At 78.4% G+C, this 18,800-nt stretch carries 17 protein-coding genes and 2 riboswitches; of the genes, 4 read left to right on the top strand and 13 right to left on the bottom strand.

The window, feature by feature from the left end; all coding sequences use genetic code 11:
- Together KVT14_RS01245 and KVT14_RS01240 are read right to left on the bottom strand one after the other, a co-directional pair.
- Positions 1 to 448, bottom strand: a 448-nt coding sequence (locus KVT14_RS01245) for a PfkB family carbohydrate kinase (RefSeq protein ID WP_254630133.1), incomplete at its 3' end; no start/stop codon positions are given.
- 62 nt (positions 449 to 510) lie between these two features.
- Positions 511 to 1,725: a S9 family peptidase gene (locus KVT14_RS01240; RefSeq protein ID WP_217613967.1), complete on the bottom strand. Its 1,215-nt coding sequence runs from the start codon at positions 1,723 to 1,725 to the stop codon at positions 511 to 513.
- 133 nt (positions 1,726 to 1,858) lie between these two features.
- On the opposite strand from KVT14_RS01240, the gene KVT14_RS01235 reads away from it, so the two are divergent.
- A complete protein-coding gene (locus KVT14_RS01235) occupies positions 1,859 to 3,286 on the top strand; it encodes a PQQ-binding-like beta-propeller repeat protein (protein WP_217613966.1) in 1,428 nt (475 codons plus the stop codon).
- Positions 3,287 to 3,299: 13 nt separating this feature from the next.
- Here KVT14_RS01235 and KVT14_RS01230 read toward each other — a convergent pair whose 3' ends face one another.
- Complete coding sequence (locus KVT14_RS01230; RefSeq protein WP_217613965.1) at positions 3,300 to 5,141, bottom strand: alpha/beta-hydrolase family protein; 1,842 nt, start codon at positions 5,139 to 5,141, stop codon at positions 3,300 to 3,302.
- Between the two features lie 179 nt (positions 5,142 to 5,320).
- Here KVT14_RS01230 and KVT14_RS01225 point away from each other — a divergent pair, with 179 nt between their 5' ends.
- Positions 5,321 to 5,728, top strand: coding sequence for a PPOX class F420-dependent oxidoreductase (locus KVT14_RS01225; RefSeq protein ID WP_217613964.1), 408 nt, complete (start codon positions 5,321 to 5,323; stop codon positions 5,726 to 5,728).
- 12 nt (positions 5,729 to 5,740) lie between these two features.
- On the opposite strand, the gene KVT14_RS23345 is transcribed toward KVT14_RS01225, so the two are convergent.
- The 6 genes from KVT14_RS23345 to KVT14_RS23090 all read right to left on the bottom strand — a co-directional run bounded on the left by KVT14_RS23345 (position 5,741) and on the right by KVT14_RS23090 (position 12,123).
- On the bottom strand, positions 5,741 to 6,352 hold the full coding sequence (locus tag KVT14_RS23345; protein WP_217613963.1) for an N-acetyltransferase: 612 nt from the start codon (positions 6,350 to 6,352) through the stop codon (positions 5,741 to 5,743).
- A 59-nt stretch (positions 6,353 to 6,411) separates the two neighbouring features.
- On the bottom strand, positions 6,412 to 7,554 hold the full coding sequence (locus tag KVT14_RS01215) for a GNAT family N-acetyltransferase (protein WP_217613962.1): 1,143 nt from the start codon (positions 7,552 to 7,554) through the stop codon (positions 6,412 to 6,414).
- A gap of 175 nt (positions 7,555 to 7,729) precedes the next feature.
- The gene (locus KVT14_RS01210; RefSeq protein ID WP_217613961.1) at positions 7,730 to 8,941 is read right to left on the bottom strand and encodes an alpha-hydroxy acid oxidase; all 1,212 of its coding nucleotides are present in this window, start codon (positions 8,939 to 8,941) and stop codon (positions 7,730 to 7,732) included.
- 27 nt (positions 8,942 to 8,968) lie between these two features.
- A complete protein-coding gene (locus KVT14_RS01205) occupies positions 8,969 to 10,123 on the bottom strand; it encodes a MalY/PatB family protein (protein ID WP_217613998.1) in 1,155 nt (384 codons plus the stop codon).
- A 52-nt stretch (positions 10,124 to 10,175) separates the two neighbouring features.
- Positions 10,176 to 11,582: a SpoIIE family protein phosphatase gene (locus KVT14_RS01200; protein ID WP_308160806.1), complete on the bottom strand. Its 1,407-nt coding sequence runs from the start codon at positions 11,580 to 11,582 to the stop codon at positions 10,176 to 10,178.
- Positions 11,583 to 11,727: 145 nt separating this feature from the next.
- Positions 11,728 to 12,123 carry an ATP-binding protein gene (locus tag KVT14_RS23090; protein WP_217613960.1) on the bottom strand — a complete coding sequence of 132 codons (396 nt, stop codon included), beginning with the start codon at positions 12,121 to 12,123 and terminating at the stop codon, positions 11,728 to 11,730.
- Between the two features lie 141 nt (positions 12,124 to 12,264).
- Between KVT14_RS23090 and KVT14_RS01190 the strand changes: the two genes are divergently transcribed.
- Positions 12,265 to 12,630 (top strand): STAS domain-containing protein, encoded by a 366-nt coding sequence (locus KVT14_RS01190; protein WP_217613959.1) that lies wholly within the window; start codon positions 12,265 to 12,267, stop codon positions 12,628 to 12,630.
- A 33-nt stretch (positions 12,631 to 12,663) separates the two neighbouring features.
- Here the strand turns inward: KVT14_RS01190 and KVT14_RS01185 are convergent, their stop codons facing one another.
- The 4 genes from KVT14_RS01185 to KVT14_RS01170 form a co-directional block, all read right to left on the bottom strand.
- Positions 12,664 to 14,019 (bottom strand): NtaA/DmoA family FMN-dependent monooxygenase, encoded by a 1,356-nt coding sequence (locus KVT14_RS01185; protein WP_217613996.1) that lies wholly within the window; start codon positions 14,017 to 14,019, stop codon positions 12,664 to 12,666.
- Positions 14,020 to 14,081: 62 nt separating this feature from the next.
- Positions 14,082 to 15,203 (bottom strand): LLM class flavin-dependent oxidoreductase, encoded by a 1,122-nt coding sequence (locus KVT14_RS01180; protein ID WP_217613958.1) that lies wholly within the window; start codon positions 15,201 to 15,203, stop codon positions 14,082 to 14,084.
- Between the two features lie 60 nt (positions 15,204 to 15,263).
- Positions 15,264 to 15,830, bottom strand: a complete 567-nt coding sequence (locus tag KVT14_RS01175; RefSeq protein ID WP_217613957.1) for a flavin reductase family protein — start codon at positions 15,828 to 15,830, stop codon at positions 15,264 to 15,266.
- Positions 15,827 to 16,417 carry an NAD(P)H-dependent oxidoreductase gene (locus tag KVT14_RS01170; RefSeq protein ID WP_217613956.1) on the bottom strand — a complete coding sequence of 197 codons (591 nt, stop codon included), beginning with the start codon at positions 16,415 to 16,417 and terminating at the stop codon, positions 15,827 to 15,829. Before KVT14_RS01170 ends, KVT14_RS01175 begins: the two co-directional genes overlap by 4 nt.
- A gap of 42 nt (positions 16,418 to 16,459) precedes the next feature.
- Positions 16,460 to 16,563: riboswitch (SAM riboswitch) on the bottom strand.
- A gap of 225 nt (positions 16,564 to 16,788) precedes the next feature.
- Positions 16,789 to 16,902: riboswitch (SAM riboswitch) on the top strand.
- Positions 16,903 to 17,399: 497 nt separating this feature from the next.
- Here KVT14_RS01170 and KVT14_RS01165 point away from each other — a divergent pair.
- Positions 17,400 to 18,782, top strand: a complete 1,383-nt coding sequence (locus tag KVT14_RS01165) for an LLM class flavin-dependent oxidoreductase (protein ID WP_217613955.1) — start codon at positions 17,400 to 17,402, stop codon at positions 18,780 to 18,782.
- Positions 18,783 to 18,800 lie beyond the last annotated feature (18 nt).

Below are 18,800 nucleotides of genomic sequence, written 5' to 3'. Positions count from 1 at the left end.
CCTCGGGCTTCGGCGGCTTGTGCCCGGACGCCGCCTTCCACGCCGCGTCCACCGCCTTGCCGGCGATCCAGGCGACGTCGGCCGCGGTCAGCAGCACGGCCGGCTCGACGTGCTCGAGGAGCCGCCGCTCGCCCGGCGGGCCGACCACGTCGACGAGCAGCGCGGTGCGCGCCCCGCGCCGGACGACCACCCCGTCGACGCCGAGCGCCGCCGCCCGCGCCTCGCCGAGCACCGCCCGCCCGGCCTCGTCCTCGCCGACGACCCCGACCAGCTCCGCGTCGGCCCCGAGCTGCGCGCACGCCCGCGCCTGGTTCGCGCCCTTGCCCCCGAGCAGCTCCGACCGCGCGCGCACGTCCGCCGAGCCGCCGGCGTCCGGCACGCCGTCGACGGTGAGCACGAGGTCCCGGCCGACCTGCCCGACGACCACCACCCGCACCCGCGCACCCATGCGGCCAGCCTCGCCCGCGCGGGCGGGGCCCGCACCCGCACCCGGCGCCGGCCGGCCGCGGGTCAGCCCCGCAGGTAGCCGTCCAGCCAGTCGAACACCCGCTGGTCGGTCAGCGCGCGGGCCAGCGGCTGGCAGTGGCCGTCCGCGCCCTCGGCGGCGGTGAACGGCGCCAGCGTCGACACCGACGGGGTCAGCGCCGCGAGCCGCTGCGACTGCCCGGGCCAGAACGGCTCGCCCTCGGGGTCGGTGATCAGCAGGGGCGTCGTGATCCGGTCGGCCACGTCCGCGACGTCGTACCGGCGCACCTCCCGCAGCGTCGCCGCGTAGCCGTCCGCGCCGTAGGGCCGGGCGCGGAACCGCCAGGTCCGGGCGGTCGTCCGGGACAGCTTCATGCCGAGCTCCATGTCCCGGTCGAACGCGTGGTCCTCGCCCTTGTCGAGCAGCTTGAGCAGGCTCCCGGGCACCTCGTGCTCCCAGGACGCGGCGACGGACACCACCCCGGGGTCGAGCACCGCGGCGACCGGCCGGTGCTCGAAGGCCAGCGCCCGCGCGACCCAGTACCCGGCCTGGCTCACGCCGTAGACGGCCACCCGGTCGCCGTCGACCTCGGGGCGCGCGACGACCGCGTCCAGCACCGGCGTCAGCACCTTCTCCCAGTCCGGGCGGAACGGCACCCCGCGCTCGAACAGCAGCGACTGCTGCCCGGGGCCGTCGAACACCAGCGCGTGGTAGCCGCGGGCGAGCGCCCCGGCGACGCACTCGACCCACAGCGACGTCAGCGAGCCGTCGCTGCCGTTGACGGCCACGACGGTCGGGCGCGGGCCGTCGCCGGGGGCGAGGAACAGGTAGCCGGGCAGCGCGTCGCCCTCGTAGGGGACGGACACCCGCACGACGTCGAGGTCGGCGTGGTCGACCCACGCGTCCCAGGCGCGGCGGTGCGCGCGGAACGTCGGCAGCAGGTCGTCCTCCGACTCGAGCGCCGCCACGGCGTTCACCGCGACCGCGAGGTAGGCCGACGCGCGCAGGTAGGCCGAGGCCGCGCTGACCCGGTGCCCCTCCGCGGCGGACGCGTCGCCCTGCGCGGCCACGCGCTCGCCGAGGTCCCGCCACGCCGCGAACCAGGCGTCGTGGTCCTTGGCGTGCACGTCCGCGACGGCGGCCAGCACCTCGCCGACGTCGGCGGCGCCGTGCACCGCGCGGCCGAGCGTGCTGCGGATGACCTCGTCGCGGTCGGCCTCGGGGGAGAACCGGGTCGGGTGCGTGCGGTGGCCGGGCATGGTGGGTCCCTCCGGGAGCGGTGGTCGGGTCGCGTCCCACGCTCCTCCGGGTCCCGCGCCCGCCGCCTCATCCGCCGCGGTCGATCCGCCGAACCCGCCCGCGCGCGCAGCCGGCACCCGTAGGTTGGCGGGCATGGGGGGCGACCGGGTGGACGTGCTGCTGGACGAGCACGGGGCCGAGCGGCCCGCCGACCGGGCCGTCTTTGCAGGCGACCCGGCCCGGGCCCGGCGCGCGCGACTGCTGCGCGCCCTCCGCCGCTGGTGGCCGGTTCCCGTGGTCGTGGTGACCGCGCTGGTCGGGTCCCACGTGGTCGGGGAGTCGCGAGCCGAGGCCGCGGCCGAGCGGCTGCGCGCAGTCGACGGCGTGCTCGGCGCGACGGTGCGGCCCGGGCTCACGGCGCACGCGTGGCCGCAGCGCCTGCGCGCCGAGCTGTTCGTGGCGGAGGCCGTGCGGACGACCGGGGGCCTGCTCGCGCTGCCCTGGATCCGGGAGGACGGCGCCTGGGACGTCGTCGCCGTCGACGCGGCGACCGGCCGCGACGCGTGGCGCGCCCGCCTGGTGGACGCCGCGCCCGAGGGCGCGGTGCGGGACGTGCGGTGCGCGCCCGGCTCCGCGCCGACCGCCACCGCGCTCGGCTGCACGGTGCTGACCGGGGCGGGCGACTGGCGGGAGTGGCAGGCCCGGCTGCTGCGGGTGGATCTCGGGGACGGGCGGGTCGAGGAGGTCGCGACCCTGGAGCCGGGTGCGTCCGCGGTGCTCGTCGGCGAGGCGGTGGTCACGGCTCGACCCGAGGGGGCGGGCCTGGTGGTCGCGCGTGCGCCGCTCGGCGACGAGGCGGCGGTGAGCTGGCGGACGGAGGTGCCGGACGTCGTCGTCCCCGACGACGGCACCCGGCCGTGGCTGGAGGTCGCCGGCGGCCACGTGTGGGTCGGCGCCGACAGTGCGACCTGGTCGCTCGACGCGGCGACCGGGATGATCGAGGGCTCCGGCACGAACCTCGTCCTCGGCCGGGGCGACCGCGTCGTCGACGCGCCCGGCAGCACGGCGTCCCGGGTGCTCACGGACCACGGGGCCGTCCGCACCGAGGGCACCCCGGAGACCGCGTACCCGGACGACGGCAGCGGGCCGGACCTCGTCCTGCTGCGGCGCTACGACGGCTCCTCGCCGGAGGGGTTCCTCCGTGCCGTCGACGCCCGCACCGGGGTGACCGCGTGGGAGCGACCGCTCGCGCTCGACGTCGGGTCGAACCTCGTCGTGCTGGACGGTCTCGTGTACGGCGCGACGCGGGAGACGGTGTGGGCGGTGGACCTGGCCAGCGGCGAGGAGCGCTGGGCGACCCCCGGAGCCCCGGGCGTGGGTGCGGCTCTGATGTCCGACGGGCGGGCGCTGCTGCGCACCGAGCGGGACCCCGACGACGGGACGCCGCTGCTGGCCGCCTACGGACTCGGCGACGGGCGCCGGCTCTGGGCGACCGAGCTCCCGGAGGGCGTGTCGGCGCTGCGGGGCGACGGCCCCGTGCTGCGCGGTACCGGACCGGACAGCACCTGGGTGCTCGACTGAGGGGCGGCCGCCCTCAGCCCGCGCGCTGCTCCAGCACCGCCCGCACCCGCGCGGTGTCCGCGTCGGTCCACCCGTCCGGCGCCGCGACGGCCACCCAGCCGTCGAGCGTCAGCGCGTCGTAGTTGTGCCCGTGCCCGTCCGGCACCGACTTGGAGTTGACCAGGTCGAACGTCAGCTGCCAGAACGTCACCAGCGGGTACCAGGTCATCGTCAGGCCGCCCTCGCCGGAGTGCGGCTCGGCGAGCCAGTCCGGGCGGCTGAGCAGCAGGTCCGGGCCCCACCAGACGATCGGGTCGGACGCGTGCTGCAGGTACAGCACCCGCGGGTCTTCCCAGGCGGTCGGCGGGGTGGCCATCTGCTCGGTGTCGCCGGCGAACCGCACGAGCAGGCCGCTCGCGTACACCGGGGCCGCGGACGTGGTGCCGGGGTCGCGCCGCTCCATGAGCGCGTGCCACACGGGGTTCGAGTTCGGCGGGCCGACCCAGAGCACGCCGTCGGTGCGGGCGCGGATGTCGGCGAGCGAGTCGTAGGCGCTCTCCGAGCCGTAGGAGCCGAGGCTCTCGCCGTAGGCCAGCAGCTCCGGGCGGTCGTCCGCGGGCAGCTCGGCCACGCGGGCCTCGACGGCGGCGGCGAGCGCCCGCGCCTCGTCGGCGGCTCGGGACCGGTCGACCAGGAACGACAGCCAGCTCGGCAGGTACGAGTACTGCGTCGCGACGGTGGCGGTGTCGCCGCCGTGCATCAGCTCCAGCGCGGAGACCGCGGCGTCGTTGACCCAGCCGCTGCCGGTCGTGGTGACGACCAGGAGGACCGCGCGGTCGAACGCCCCGGCGCGCTCGAGGTCGTCGACCGCCAGGGCGGCGCGTCCCTCGGCGGTGTCGGCGCTGTCCAGGCCCGCGTAGACCCGGACCGGCGTGGTGGTCGGGCCGTCGGGGGAGGCGGCCGCCAGCTCGTCGGCGGTGGGGCCCTCGGCCACGAACCGGCGGCCCTCCCGGCCGAGGGTGTCCCACGGCACCAGCGACTCCGGGGACCCGGACCGCTCCGCCGCCTCCGGCTGCGTGACGCCCGGGTGGTCCCGGGTGTTCGCCAGCGCGAACGCGCCGTCCGCCGCGGACAGCGCCCGGCCCAGCAGCACGTCGTTGACCAGCACGACGGTCAGCACCGCCACCAGCACGACGGCCACCGCGCCGGCGAGCAGCCGCGGGAACCGCAACCAGCGCCGCAGGCCGCGCTCGAGCCGCAGGCCCACCCAGCGCAGCCCGCGGGCGAGCAGCACGAACGCCGCCGCCACCAGCACCAGCAGCGGCCCGGCGCGGAGCCAGTCGCCGGTGCTCGGCCCGGGCATGCCGATCGCCGCGGTCATCTCCCGCTGCCAGCGCGCGCCGTTGACCAGCGCCAGGAGGAGCCCGCCCACGACGGCGACGGCCATGGCCGGGGCGAGCCACGGCCGCACCGCGGTCCGCACCCGCGGCGGCACCCGGTGGCGGGCGGCCGCCATCAGGCGTCGCCAGGCGGGCACGTGCCGCAGCGTCCAGGCGAGCGCGACGCCGAGCCCGTACCCCAGCGCCGCCGAGATGCCGGACACCAGGGCCTGGAACAGCCAGTCGCGGGGGAGCAGCGACGGGGTCATGGCGAGCATCGCGAACAGGGTGCCGCCCACGACGCCGGCGGGGCTCGGCGGCCGGGGGCGGTGCCGGTGGCGGACCGGGGCGGCCTCGGCGCCGGGTGCCGCGGGCACGGCGCCCGGTGCGCGGGGCGGCGCGGTCGCGGCGTCGGGGTCCGTCGCGCCGGCCGCGGCCGTCCCGCGGCCCGGGTCCGGGGCCGGCGTCGGGGCCGGGGTGGCTGCCGGCTGCGTCATGGGCGGGTCCCTTCCTGGCGTGCCGCGGGAGCGCGCGGTGGGCCCGTCGCCGTCGGTTTGGCCCCGATCGTCCCAGACCCGCGCCGCGGGTGCGCGACCCGCGGTGGGTGGGTCGCGCGCCGGGCGGCCGGGTGGGCGACACTGGGCCCGCCCCACCCGCGCTCCCAGGAGGTCCACCCGTGGCCACGCCCCCGCTGCCGTCCGACGCCGTCGCGATGCTCCGCCGCCCGAACCCCGCCGTGATGGCGACGCTGCGCTCGGACGGCACGCCGGTGTCCGCCGCGACCTGGTACCTGTGGCGCGAGGACGGCCGGGTGCTGCTCAACCTCGACGGCACGCGCGTCCGGCTGGCGCACCTGCGCCGGGACCCGCGGGTGACGCTCACCGTCCTGGACTCGGACGACTGGTACACGCACGTCACCCTGATCGGGCGGGTCGTGGAGATCACCGAGGACGCCGACCGGTCGGGCATCGACGCGCTCTCCGAGCACTACACCGGGCACCCGTACCCGGACCGGGAGAACCCGCGGTTCTCGGCGGTCGTCGAGGTCGAGCGCTGGCACGGCTGGGGCGCCCACCAGAGCTGACGCCCGGGCGCCTCAGGCCGTCGCGGGCTCGCGGAGCATGGCCCAGGGGCGCGGTCCCCGCACCGGGACCGGGCCCGTCGCCACGAACCCGAACCGCTCGTAGAGCCGGCGGCTCGCGTCGGTCGTCGCCTCCAGGTACGCCGGCAGGCCCGCGGCGTCGACCCGCGCCAGCCCGTGCCGGAGCAGCGCCGAGCCGACCCCGAGCCCGCGCGCGTCCGGCCCCACGGCGATCTCCTCCAGGTACCAGTGCGGCCGCCGGGGCCGGTGCCGCTCGTACCGCGCCATCTGCGCCGCGGCGGTGGGCAGGTGCCGCAGCCCGATCGCCCGCACGACGGCCGGCAGCTGCCGCAGGCGCTCGCCGAGCGGGGCGCCCGGGCCCGGGGCGTGCCACACCGCCACCCCGAGCACCGGACCGCCCGGCTCGGCGCGCGCCACGTCGACCGAGCCGCCCGGCAGCGGGCCCGACCGCAGCTGCGCGACGTGCATCGCGACGAGCCGGGCGGTGCGGTCGCGGTCGCCGGGGACCATCGCCCGGATCACCGGGTCGTCGCCGAGCGCGTCGGCGAGCAGGCGCGCGCACGCGGCGGCCTCGTCGGGGCGGGCGGTCTCGACGACGACGCTCACGGGTGGGTCCTTCCGGCGCGCGGGTGGTGGGCCACCAGCATGCCCGGTCCCGGTGGCACTCAGGCCGCGACCCCCAGCCGCCGGGCCAGGGGGACCGCGCGCAGCACCGCGTGCGCCGCCGGGCCGCGCGCCGCCACGAGCAGGTCGACCTGCGGGCGCGCCGCGGGCCAGAGCCGCGCACCGACGGCGTAGTGCGAGCCGAACCCGGGGTCGACGAACGGCGCGTCCGTCGTGCCGAACAGGTAGGTCAGCGCGGCGAGACGGCCCACCGACCCGGGGCTGAACCGGCGGAACCGCTCGTCGTACGCGTCGAGCAGCCCGAACCACGCGCCGCCCGACCGGACGTGGAACCCGGCCCAGATCGTCTCGCCGCCCGCGGTGAGCCGGAGCGCGTCCAGGTCCCCGTCCCGGCGGAACGCGTCGACCATCTCCCGGAACCAGCGCTCGTCCGCGGGGTCCAGGCCGAGCGCCGCGCCGCCGCGCGCCGGGTCGCCCTTCCAGCCCGCGGCCTGCAGCGCGACGAACCGGTCGACGGCGGCGGGGTCGTCCGACTCGTCGCGCAGCTCCAGCGGCCCGCCGAGCTCGCGGGCCAGCCCGCGCGCGACGCGCCGGACGTTCCGGGCGTCGTCGGTGCGCAGGTGCGCGGTCGACAGCGGCGGGTCCACGACGACCCCGTCGACGGGATCCGGCACCGGCAGCACGTCGAACGCCTCCCGGGGCGCCCAGGCGCCGACGTCTCGGCTGCGCTCGTGCACCCGCATCCGGCGTCGGGTCGCCACCCCGTCGAGCACCTCGGCGAGCGGGCCCTCCGCGGGGAACCGGCGCAGCAGCGCGAGCCCGGGCAGCCCGACGTCCGGCGCGCCGCGGAGCAGGGCGTCCAGGGCCTCGGGCGCGCGGCCGGTGCGCAGCAGCGGGTGGTGCCGGTCGCACTGCGAGGTCATGAACTCCCCGCCGGTGGTCAGCGCGCGCACCGGCAGCCGCGGGGCGACCCGCTTGGTGGTGACGGCCAGGGCGCCCAGCCACTCGCCGCCCTCGCGCGCGCTGAGCACCCGCACCTCGTGCGCGTCCGGCCGTGCGCGGGCGGTCAGCAGGAACCGCGGGTCGAGGCACATGTTCGGCGCGAGCGCGTCCGCCGCGAGCCGCTGCCACGCGCGGGCGTCGTCGGCGGTGAGGTCGGCCAGCGGCACGAGCCGGATGTCCATGCGCCGACCGTAGGGCGCCGTTTGCCCGGGTTTGTCGTGGTTGGCGGGTGAACTGGGGCGGTCTCACCCGCTCGGCCCAGCGCGACGCCTACGGCTTCCGGCCCCGCCCACGTCGATCGGCGAGGGCGGCGCCGGAAACGGCAGGTGAGCGCGCCCGCCCCCGTCGCCCCGGCGGCTACGGCAGCCGCACGTGCTGCGGCCCGAGCTCGCGCACGCTCCGCACGCCGAGCAGCGCCATCGTGCGCCGCACCTCGCGGGTCAGGATCTCCGCCGCCCGGTCGACGCCGCGCTCGCCGCCGGCCATGAGCCCGTACAGGTACGCCCGCCCGACCATCGTCGCGTCGGCCCCGAGCGCGAGCGCGGCCACGACGTCGGCACCCGACAGGATGCCGGTGTCCAGCCACACCTCCGCCCGGTCGCCGACCGCCTCTTTGACGTCCGGCAGCAGCCGCAGCGGCACCGGCGCACGGTCGAGCTGACGCCCGCCGTGGTTGGACAGCACGATCGCGTCCGCCCCGGCGTCGACCACCCGGCGGGCGTCGTCGACGGTCTGGATGCCCTTGATGACGAGCGGCCCGTCCCAGGACGCGCGCAGCCACTCGAGGTCGGCGATCGTCATCGTCGGGTCGAACAGCTCGTCCAGCAGGTCGGCGACGGTCCCGCCCCAGGTGGACAGGGACGCGAACTCCAGCGGCCGGGTGGTCAGCAGGTTGAGCCACCACGCCGGGTGCATGCCCGCGTCCAGCACCGTCTTCACCGAGAGGGCCGGCGGGATCGAGAAGCCGTTGCGGGTGTCCCGCAGCCGCGCCCCTGCGACGGGGACGTCGACCGTGAGCTGCAGCGCCTCGAACCCCGACGCCTTCGCCCGGGCCATCAGGTCCTCGCCGGCCGAGCGGTCCTTCCACACGTAGAGCTGGAACCACTTGCGCGCCTCGGGCGCCGCGGCGGCGACGTCCTCGATCGACGTCGTTCCCATCGTCGACAGAGCGTAGGGGATGCCCCGGCGCTGGGCGACCCGCGAGACAGCCCGCTCGCCCTCGTGGTGCATCATCCGCGTGAACCCGGTGGGCGCGAAGGAGAACGGCACCGCGGCGGGCTCGCCGAGCATGTCGGTGGTCGTGTCGACCTCGGACACGTCCTGCAGGATCGACGGCCGCAGCTCCAGGTCCCGGAACAGGCGGCGCGCGCGGCGCAGGCTGATCTCGGCCTCGGCGGCGCCGTCGGTGTAGTCGAAGACCGACCGCGGCGTGCGGCGGCGGGCGACGGTCCGCAGGTCCGCGATGGTCAGGGCGTCCTCCAGGCGGCGGCGCGTCGGGTCCAGGCGGATCGGCTTGGGCCGCAGCAGCGGCTGGAGCTCGGACCACTTCGGCAGCTGGCGCTCGGTCATGTCGCAGATCCTCCCTCGGTCAGCGGCTCAGCCCGCGGCGGCCGCGCGGGCGATGCGGTCGACCGCCTCCGTCAGGACCTCGGGGGAGCACGCGAGGTTGAGCCGCGCGAACCCCGCGCCCTGGCGGCCGAAGTCCGGACCGCTGGTCAGCGCCACCCGCGCGTCCGCCAGCACCCGCGCCGCCGGGTCGTCGCCCCAGCCGAGCGCCGACAGGTCGAGCCACGCCAGGTAGCTCGCGCCCGGGCGGCGGTACCGCACCTGCGACAGCCGGTCGGCGAGCAGACGCCCCAGGAGGTCCGCGTTGTGCTCGATCGCGGCGATGGTGCCGGCCAGCCAGTCCCGGCCGTGCGCGAAGCCCTCGCGGGTGGCGATCGCGCCGAAGTGGCCGGTGCGGCCGGTGACCTCCTCGGGCAGCCCGAGCACCAGCTCCGCCATCGGGCCGCCCGCGGCCACGGCCAGCGCGCACTTCAGCCCCGCGAGGTTGAACGCCTTGCTCCCGGACTCCGCGGCGATCCCGTGGGCGCGCGCCGCGTCGGACACGCTCAGGTACGGCGTGAACGTCCGGCCGGCGTGGGTGAGCGGCGCGTGGATCTCGTCGCTCAGCACGAACCCGCCGTGCCGCTCGACGACCTCCGCGAGGGACGCCAGGTCGGCGCGGTCGTGCACCAGGCCCAGGGGGTTGTGCGGGTGGCAGAGCAGCACGCCCCGGGCCGCGCCGGACGCCAGGGCCGCGTCGATGCCGTCGAGGTCGAGCCGGTGGGTGGTCCCGTCGTCGAGCAGCGGCACCTCGACCACGGCGGCGCCCGCCTCCGGGACCAGCTCGAAGAACGGCGGGTACACCGGCGGCGTGATGATGACGCCCTGCCCCGGCTCGACCAGCCGCCGCAGGGCCTCCACGATGACGACGCTGACGTCGGTGGCCGTGCGCATCAGCGCGGGGTCGGGGGACCAGCCCCACGCGTCGGCCGCGTAGCCCGCGAACGCCTCCTTGGCGCCGCCGCCCGAGGCGTGCACGTACCCGGTGTCGCCGCGCTCCAGCGCCTCGCGGAGCGCCGCCGTGATCGCGGGCGCGAGCGGGTAGTCCATCTCCGCCACGAACAGCGGGAGCACGTCGTCCGGGTGGGCCGCCCACTTCTCGCTGCCGCGGCGACGCAGGACGTCGAGCGGGTGGGCCTGGGTCATCGGGGGCACCCGGGCAGGCTAGACGCGCGCCGGGAGCCGGCGCACCCGCCGATCACCCGCCCGGCGCGTCGTCCGCCCCCTCGGAGCGCGAGCGCGGGCCGGGCGCGGGGACGTCCGGGGGGACGGACACCGGCCCCGCCTCGGCGGGGCGTGGCCGGTCCTGCGGGTGCAGCCGGACGGCGACCAGGGCGACGTCGTCCTCACCGGGCCCGCCGGGGAGCTCCGCGAGCAGCGCGTCGCACAGGTCGTCGAGGTCCCGGGCGCCGTGCCGGGCGAGCGCCGCGCGCAGGTCGGCCAGCCCGGCGCGCAGCGGCCGGTTCCGCCGCTCGACCAGGCCGTCGGTGTAGAGCAGGACGGTCTCGCGGTACGCGAGGACCGTCTCGTGGTCGACCCGCTCCCGCGCGGGGTCGATGCCGAGCAGCAGATCGGGCCGCTGCTCGTCCAGCACGCGGACCGTCCCATCGGGGCCGACCACCATCGGCGGCGGGTGACCCGCGCTGGACCAGCGCAGCCGCGTGCGGCCTGCGGCACGCTCCTCGGGCGTCTGCTCGACGCGCGCGACGACGACCGTCGCGAGCGCCGGGATCTGCAGCGTCCGGACGGCGGCGTCGAGCAGGGCCAGCACGTCGGCCGGGCTGTTCCGCGTGACGACCGCGAACGCGCGGAGCATCGACCGGAGCTGCGACATGAGCGCCGCGGCCTCGACGTCGTGCCCGACCACGTCGCCGATGACGAGCATCGTGCCGCCGTCGTGCTGCAGGAACGCGTCGTACCAGTCGCCGCCGACGCGGGCCGCCTCCGCCGCGGGCTGGTAGCGGACGACGACCTGCATGTGGTCGGGCTCGACCGGCGCCGTGAGCAGCGAGCGCTGGAACGTCGCGGCGACGTCGCGCTGCCGTCGGTAGAGCCGCGCGTTGTCCAGGGCGATCGCGGCCGTGGCGATCACCTCCACCACGGAGGCGACCTCCTGCGGCGACAAGGGCGGCCGGCCGGGGCCGTTGAAGAGGCTGACGGCGCCGAGCGTGCGCCCGCGGCTCCTGAGCGGGGCGACGGTGAGAGAGCTCGGCGCGAGCAGCCCGACCAGGTCCCGGGCGGGTCCCGGGAGGAGCACGCGGTCCAGCGCCTCGACCGCGGCGTCGTGCACGTGCACCACCTCGCCGGAGTCGATCGCGCGCATGAGCATCGACCCCGGGACGAGCGCCCCGATCCGCTCGCGCGCGTACGCGGCGACCTGGTCCCGGCGGGCCGGGTCGGCGTGCCACCAGCCGACGTCGCGCAGCCGGCGGCGCGGGGCGCGGGACTCGTCGTCGTCGACGAGCGTCACCAGGCACCAGTCGGCGACCGCGGGGACGAGCAGGCGGGTCAAGCGCTCGACGGCCTCGTCGAGGGCCATCGTCCGGCCGAGGTCGGTCGCCACGGCCGACACCAGGGAGCGCTGCCCCACCGTCGTGCCCCGCACCTGACCCCCTCGCCCCGGGGTCCGCCTCGTCACCGGGGGCGGACCGCTGAGGCAGACGGTACGGCAGGGCCGCGCGCCGGCGCTCGGCGGGTCACACCACCGTCGGGTCGCAGGACCGTCACCGGCGGCCGAGCCCCGCCGGCCGTCACCAGCGGAGCGTGAACCAGACGACCTTGCCGCCGTCGGGCGCGGGCCGCCAGCCCCACGCCGACGTGACGGCGTCGAGGATGTGCAGCCCGTGCCCGCCGGGAAGCCCCTCGCGGTTGCTGCGCCGGCGGGGGAGCACGGCGGCGGCGGCGTCGCCGACCTCGTAGGTGAGCTGCCGGCGCGCACCGACGACGCTGACGGTGATCGTCCGGGTGCCGGGGGCGTGCCGCAGCGCGTTCGTGAACGCCTCGCTCATCGCGAGCTGCACGGCGTCCACGACGTCGTCCGGCGCGCCGGCCGCGCCCGCCCGTTCCATCGACCAGCTGCGGGCGCTCGCCAGGGACGAGGCCGACGACGGGAACGCGCGCTCGTCACCGCGACTCGTCCCAGGCACCCGCCGACCGTACCCGCCGCCGCAGCCCACGGCCCGCCGACACGGCAGGACCGCCTCCGACCTCACCCCGGCCGTCACCCTCCGGCTGGCCGGGCGCGCACTCGGCGCGACGGGACGGGGCCCCGCCCGCATACTGACCCCGTGACCTCGCTCCCGACGCCCGCGGGCGCCCAGCCGCCCGGCGGCCGCCTGCGCGTCGACCCGGACCGCCCCGCCGTGCTGCGCGCCGAGGGCGAGATCGACATCGACGTGGTGCACACGTTCGCCGAGGAGCTCGGCGTCGACGAGGTCGCCGCGGGCCGGGTGCTCGCGACGTCCGGGGTCGAGGAGGTCGACCTGACCGCGGCCACGTTCATCGACTCGTCGGCGATCGCGCTCCTCGTGTCGATCGCCCCGCACCGGCGGCCCGAGCGGCTGCGCGTGCGCGGCGCGACCGGGGCACCGCTGATGACGCTGCAGGTGACCGGGCTCGACTCCCTGCTGGACCTGGTGCCGGCCGAGGGCTGAGCCCGGGGCGCCCGGGCCCCGGGCGGGCTGCGGTCACACGGCCGCGAGCGCCGTCTCCCGCGCGTCCGCCGTGCCCCGGCGGGTGAGCGGGCCCCGCAGTCCCAGGTGCTCCCGCAGCGTGGTCCCCGCGTACGCGGTGCGGTACGCCCCGCGCTCCTGGAGCTCCGGGACGACCCGGTCGACGACGTCGTCCAGCCCGGACGGCACGAGCCACGGGCTCAGGTTGAACCCGTCCACGGCGCCCGTGCGGACGAATTGCACCAGCCGGTCGGCGACCGCGGACGGCGTGCCGACGAAGCCGCGCTCGCCGGACACGCGGATCACCAGGTCGCGGATGGACAGGCCCTCGGTCTCCGCGAGCGCGCGCCACCGCGCCGCGACCTCGTGCGTGCGGGCGCCGGTGGTCGACGAGCCGCCCTCCCCGCCGAGCTCGGCCACGGCCGGGTCGTGCGCGGGCAGCGGGCCGTCGGGGTCGTAGCCGCCCAGGTCCTCGCCCCAGATGGTGCCGACGACGTGCAGCGCGGTGGCGGGCGTGACCTGCTGCCGGGCGACCCAGCGCGCCTTCTCCTCGGCGTCCGCGGGGGTGTCGCCGACGACGATCGCCGTGCCCGGGAAGATCTTCACGTCGTCCTCCGGCCGGCCCGCCGCGACGGCGCGCGCCCGGATGTCCGCCGCGAACTCCAGCGCGTCCGCGAGCACCGACCCGTGCCGGGAGAAGATCACGTCCGCCGACCGCGCGGCGAAGTCCCGGCCCTGCGCCGAGTCGCCGGCCTGGAAGATCACCGGGTGCCCCTGCGGGCTGCGCGGCGTCGTGGGGTCGATGGTCACGTCCAGCAGGTCGCCGTGCGCCTCGACGCGCGCGACCCGCCCGCCGGGGCCGTCCGGCCACGCGTCCCAGATGCGCCGGGCCGTCGCGAGGACCTGCTCGGCGCGGTCGTAGCGGCGGGCGTGGTCGAGGTAGCCGCCGCGGCGGAAGTTCTCGCCGGTCCACGCGTTGTCGGTGGTCACGACGTTCCAGGCGGCGCGCCCGCCGGACAGCACGTCCAGGCTCGCGAGCCGCCGGGCCAGGTCGACGGGGTCGTTGTACGTGGTGTTCTGGGTGGCGACCAGGCCGATCCGCTCCGTCACGGCGGCCAGCGCGGCGAGCTGCGTGATCGCGTCGGGGCGGCCGACGACGTCGAGGTCGTGCAGCCGGCCCCGGCTCTCCCGCAGGCGGAGGCCCTCGCCGAGGAAGAACGCGTCGAACAAGCCGCGCTCGGCGGTGCGCGCGACCCGCTCGAAGGACGCGAAGTCCGTCTGCGAGCCGGACTCGGGGTCGGACCAGATGGTCGTGTGGTTGACGCCCTGGAAGAAGACGCCGAAGTGCACCTCGGCGTCGGGGCGGGTGATCGGGTACTCCTCGTCGGCGGTGCGGTCGGTCGGCTCGGTGTGCTGCGTCACGGCGGGGCTCCTCAGGCGGTCGCGCGGGCCGCGCCCGCGAAGCGGTTCTCGGGCCGGGTCAGGCCCAGGTGGTCGCGCAGGGTGGTGCCCGCGCGCGGGGCGGCGGTCCGCCGGTCGGCGCGCAGGGCGGGCAGCACGTCCCGGGCCAGCACCGGCAGGTCGGCGTCGAGCGCGGCGGCGAGCAGCCGGACCCCGGCCACGGCGGGGTCGTCCGCGAGCTCGGCCAGCAGGGCGCGCAGCCCGGCCGCCGTGCCCACGTGGCGCAGCGCGGTGCCCGGCGCCCACGGCTCGGCGGCGTCGAGCTCGGCGAGCCGGTCCACGGCCGTGCGGCCGCCGGCGTCGAGGACCACCTGCACCTCCACCACCGCCCGCGCGCCGGGGTCGGCGTCTGCCGCAGCCCGTGCCGCGGCCCGGGCGCCCGCGGCGTCGGGACCGCCGACCAGCACGACGTCCACCAGGCGCTCGCCGTCCCGGCCGGGACCGGCGACGTCCCCGGCCCGCGCCAGGACGACGGGCTGGCCCTGCGGAGGCCGCGGCGTGATGAGCGGGCCCACGACGGAGAACGACTCCCCGGCGAAGTTCACCGGGTGGATCCGGTCCCGGTCGACGTACCGGCCGGTGCCGACGTCGCGGATCACCGCGTCGTCCTCCCAGGAGTCCCACAGGTCGCGGACGACCTGCACGACGTCCCGGGCCTCGCGGCCGAGGTCGGCGACCGGCGCGCGACCGTACGCCGCCGGGGCGGCGTCGCCGGGGGTCACCGCGGCCAGCCAGCCCGCGCGGCCGGACGCGGCCAGGTCGAGCGAGGCGAGCTGCGTCGCGACGTGGAACGGCTCCGGGTAGGTGGTCGGCACCTCGGGCACCAGGCCGATCGCCGTGGTCGTGCGGGCGACGAACGCGGCGCGGGTGACCGCGTCGAGGCGGGCCCCGGTGGGGTCGCCCGGGACGGCGGCGAGGGCGGCGTCGGCGAAGGTGACGAAGGTCAGGCCGGCGTGCTCGGCGTGCCGGACGGCGCGGGCCAGGCGGGCGCCCGACACGAGGTCGGCGGGCGCGAGGCCGGACAGCGCGGCGGCGGCCGGGTGCGCGCCGGCGCCGTCGACGTCGAGGCCGGTGAGGAGCGGGGGGACGGTCACGGGGTCTCCGGTGGGTCGGGGGAGCGGCGGGATCGGGGCGGGTGCGGCGGGGCCGCGGCGTCACAGGGCGGTGTGCGTGCCGATCCGGTGGTAGGTGCGGTCGTGGTAGACCAGCGGCGAGGCGCCGTCGCCGGGCTCGGCGTCGTCCGGGCCGCCCGCGGACAGCGCCCGCAGCGACACGAGGTACGAGTCGCCGACGGGCGTGCGCTGGACGACGCGGGCGCGCACCCAGGAGACGGCGCCGTCGATCACGGGCTCGCCGGTCGGGAGCGAGGACCAGCCGCCGGCGGCGAACCGGTCCAGGCCGCTGGTGGCGAACCGTGCGGACACGTCGTCCTGGTGGTCCGCGAGGAAGCTCACGGCCAGCGTGCGCGCCGCGGACACGGCGGGCCAGGAGGACGACGTCGAGGCGAGCGAGAACGCGAGCAGCGGCGGGGCCGCGGACACCGAGATGACCGAGGTCGCGGTGAACCCGACCGGTCGGCCGGCGTGCCGCAGCGCGACTACGGCGACCCCGGCGGGGTGCCGGCGGAACACCCGCTTGAACTGCTGCGGGTCGAGCTGGGGCTCGTCCTGCTCGGCGAGCAGCCGCTCGAGCGGGCCCAGGTCCGTGCGCTCGGCGGTCACCGGGTCGCCCCGGCGAGCGCGACGGCGGGTGCGGCGGACGCGGCGGGCTCGGCGGCCGGCGCGAGCCCGAGCGCCCGGCGGAGCGGCGCGGCGGCCCGGGCCAGCCACGCGTCCAGCGCGGGGTCGAGGTCGGCGAGCTGGGCCTCGGTCAGGGTCAGCGAGCGCGCGGGGACGACCGCGCCCAGCTCGACGAGCACGGGGCGCAGGTGCACCTCGCCGGCGAGCGCGTGCGCCGGGTTGCCGGACACCACGAGCGGCACGGCCACGACGCCGGCCAGCCCGTCCGGGCCGTACAGGTCGAGGAACGCCTTGAGCAGGCCGGTGTAGGACGCCTTGTAGACCGGGGTCGCGACGACCGCGACGTCGGCGGCGGCCACCCGCGCGAGCGCGGCGTCGGCGGCGGGGTGCGCCGGGGCGAGCAGCTCGCCGGCGAGCGTCGCGAGGTCGACGACCTCGACGGCGGCGGGGGTGGCGCGGTCGGCCGACGTGAGCGCGGCCAGGCGCTCGGCGGCGGCGCGCGCGGCGCCCAGGGTGCGGGACCCGGCGCGCGGGTTCCCGGAGACGGCGACGACGGACGGGGACGACATGGTGGCCTCGCAAAGGGGGTCGATCACGGTTGCCGTGCGGCGGAGCGGCGCGTGCCGGCCGACGGCCAGGTCATCTCCCGGAGCACCCCGCCGTGACGTGGGGTTGCTGCCCAGCCAGCCGGGGCTTGGCGCTGGGACTCGTGACCTCGGGGCGGAGGTCTAGCACCGCTCCGGGTCCGCCGGCGCCGGCGGGTGGCGAGTTCTCACGATCCGGGACCGTGCGAACGCCTGGGACCTTGGTCCTGTGACATCGCTCCGGCATGCGAGACGCGGCGGCCCGGCCGTTGACGCCCCCGGGTCCGGTTCGTAGGTTCCGGGCACCGGTTCGCCACCGGGGTGCGCCGCAGGGCGGGCCCCGGGACGGGCCGGGTGGTCATGAGCTCCGACGCGAAGCCCCGGCTGGTCGGACGGCAACCCCCCGCGCGGGTGGGTGCCCCGGGTGAGGACCAGGTCCGCCGCCGCCGGCGACGGACAACACGCGGACCCGCCCGACCGGGCGGGGGCACACGAGGAGAACGCATGAGCCGGACCGTGCAGGCGCCGTGGGCGCCCTCGGCACCCGCCCTGCCGACCGCCGCCGCCGCGCCCGGCGGCCGCTGTCGCTGTCGCCGCTGACGGCGCAGCCCCCGGCCAGGCGCCCCGCCCGGGGCGCGTGACCCCGGCCCCGCGCGGCGCCTGAGCCCGGCCCCGCGGCGCCCGCGCCGTGCCCGGTCACGTCTCGGGACGCCCACCGCGCCGACCTGACCGATCCGCGCGAGCGGGCCGCCCGGCCCGCGCCGGCTCGTCTCGGTCCGCGCCGACCCGCGCCGAGAGAGGACGCGCGGGTCGAGATAGGACCTTCCACGGTCCGATCTCGGCGCGGGGGTCCGATCTCGGCGAGCCGGGGCGCCTGCCCGCTCGTCGATCCGCCGCCCGCGCGTCGCCGTGGCGCGCCCCGGCGCGCCCGCGACCGCCTCACCACCCGCCCCCGAACGGAGCCGTCATGCCCTTCTCGTCCCCCAGCGCCGGCCGCCGCGCGCTGCTCGGCGTCGACCTGACCGCCGCCGGCGCCCGGCCCGGCGCGGTCGGCGCCCACGGCGCCGTCGCCGCCCGCGCGTTCGACGGCGAGCGGCTCGCCCGCCTGGTGCACCGCGCCGATCGCGGCCTGCTCGACCTCGTGGTGCTCGGCGACGCCCTGCTGCTGCACCCCGGGCGTCGGCAGGTGCCCGGCCGGCTCGACGCCGCCGTCGCCGCGGCGCGGGTCGCCCCGCTGGTCCGGACCGCCGCGCTGGTGGCGGGCGTCCCGCACGACCAGGTCGAGCCGGGCCACCTCGCGGGTGGCGTCCGCGGGGTGCAGAACGCGGCGGGAGGTGCGGCGGGCTGGCAGCTGTCCGGCCCGGGGGCGACCGGCGGCCGCGCCGACCTCGCCGAGCCGGGGGCCCTCGGGGCCGGGTCCGCCTCTCGCGTTGCTGCTCCCGCGGGCTCTGCCGCTGCCGCAGTCGCTGCCGCGGGAGCCGCCGCCGCAGACGTTGCCGGTGGGGCTCCCGCAGACGCTGCTGCCGCTGCCGCTGCCGAGCGCCGGTGGGCGGACCGCGCGGCCGCCGCCCTGGACGCCGTCCTCGCCGCCTGGGCCGCGGGGGAGCCCGGCGCGGTGCGCCGCGGCGGGGACGGCCGGTTCCGCGTCGACCACGACGGCATCCGGTTCGCGGTCCGTGGCCGGTCGGCCGCTCGCAGCACCGCTCGCGGTGGCGACGGGGACGGCACCGCCCCCGCGGAGCGCCCGCTCGTGGTGGTGCCCGTCGCGGGCCCGGCCGCCGAGGCGCTCGCGGGCCGGTACGCCGACGTCGCCCGGCTCACGGCGCCGGACCTGGAGGCCGCCGCCGCGGCCCGGTCCCGGGTGCGCGCCGCCGCCGTGGCCGCGGGCCGGCCCGCCGACGCGGTGCGCGTCCTGCTCGACGTCGACGTCGCCCTCGCCGACGACCGGGAGTCCGCCCTCGCGCGGCTGGACCTGGTGCGCTCCGTCGACCGGCCGGACATCGGCGTCGCCGGCGCGGTCGTCGCGGGCACCGGGGCCGACCTGGCGACCGTGCTCGCCGACGCCGTCCGCGACGGCGCGGTCGACGGGTTCGTCGCGCTCCCGACCTCGGTGGAGGCGGACCTGGCGGCGCTCGTCGAGCGGACGGTTCCCGCGCTGCAGCAGGCGGGCGCGTTCCGGCTGCGGCCCGGCGACGGCGACGAGCCCGGCGACCGGGAACCGGCGGTGGTCCGCCGCCGCGCGTCGGCCGCCCGCGGCGACGGACGGGCCGACGGGCGTACCGACGCCCGTGCCGACCGGCTCGCCCTCGCGGAGGGCCCCTGGTCCGCCGCGCCGTTCGCCCTCACCTGACGGCCCCGCCCCTGACGG

Origin of the sequence: Cellulomonas sp. GbtcB1 (genome assembly GCF_019091725.1) — a bacterium.
Lineage (GTDB): Bacteria > Actinomycetota > Actinomycetes > Actinomycetales > Cellulomonadaceae > Cellulomonas.
The sequence above is the reverse complement of the archived record's forward strand: the minus strand, read 5'-3'. Positions and strand labels throughout refer to the sequence as shown.

Coding starts and splice junctions, on each gene's coding strand:
- KVT14_RS01240 (WP_217613967.1), bottom strand. CDS start 1,725: ATGCCCGGCCACCGCACGCACCCGACCCGGTTCTCCCCCGAGGCCGAC.
- KVT14_RS01210 (WP_217613961.1), bottom strand. CDS start 8,941: ATGACCGAGCGCCAGCTGCCGAAGTGGTCCGAGCTCCAGCCGCTGCTG.
- KVT14_RS01215 (WP_217613962.1), bottom strand. CDS start 7,554: ATGGACATCCGGCTCGTGCCGCTGGCCGACCTCACCGCCGACGACGCC.
- KVT14_RS01235 (WP_217613966.1), top strand. CDS start 1,859: ATGGGGGGCGACCGGGTGGACGTGCTGCTGGACGAGCACGGGGCCGAG.
- KVT14_RS01205 (WP_217613998.1), bottom strand. CDS start 10,123: ATGACCCAGGCCCACCCGCTCGACGTCCTGCGTCGCCGCGGCAGCGAG.
- KVT14_RS01165 (WP_217613955.1), top strand. CDS start 17,400: ATGCCCTTCTCGTCCCCCAGCGCCGGCCGCCGCGCGCTGCTCGGCGTC.
- KVT14_RS01170 (WP_217613956.1), bottom strand. CDS start 16,417: ATGTCGTCCCCGTCCGTCGTCGCCGTCTCCGGGAACCCGCGCGCCGGG.
- KVT14_RS01230 (WP_217613965.1), bottom strand. CDS start 5,141: ATGACGCAGCCGGCAGCCACCCCGGCCCCGACGCCGGCCCCGGACCCG.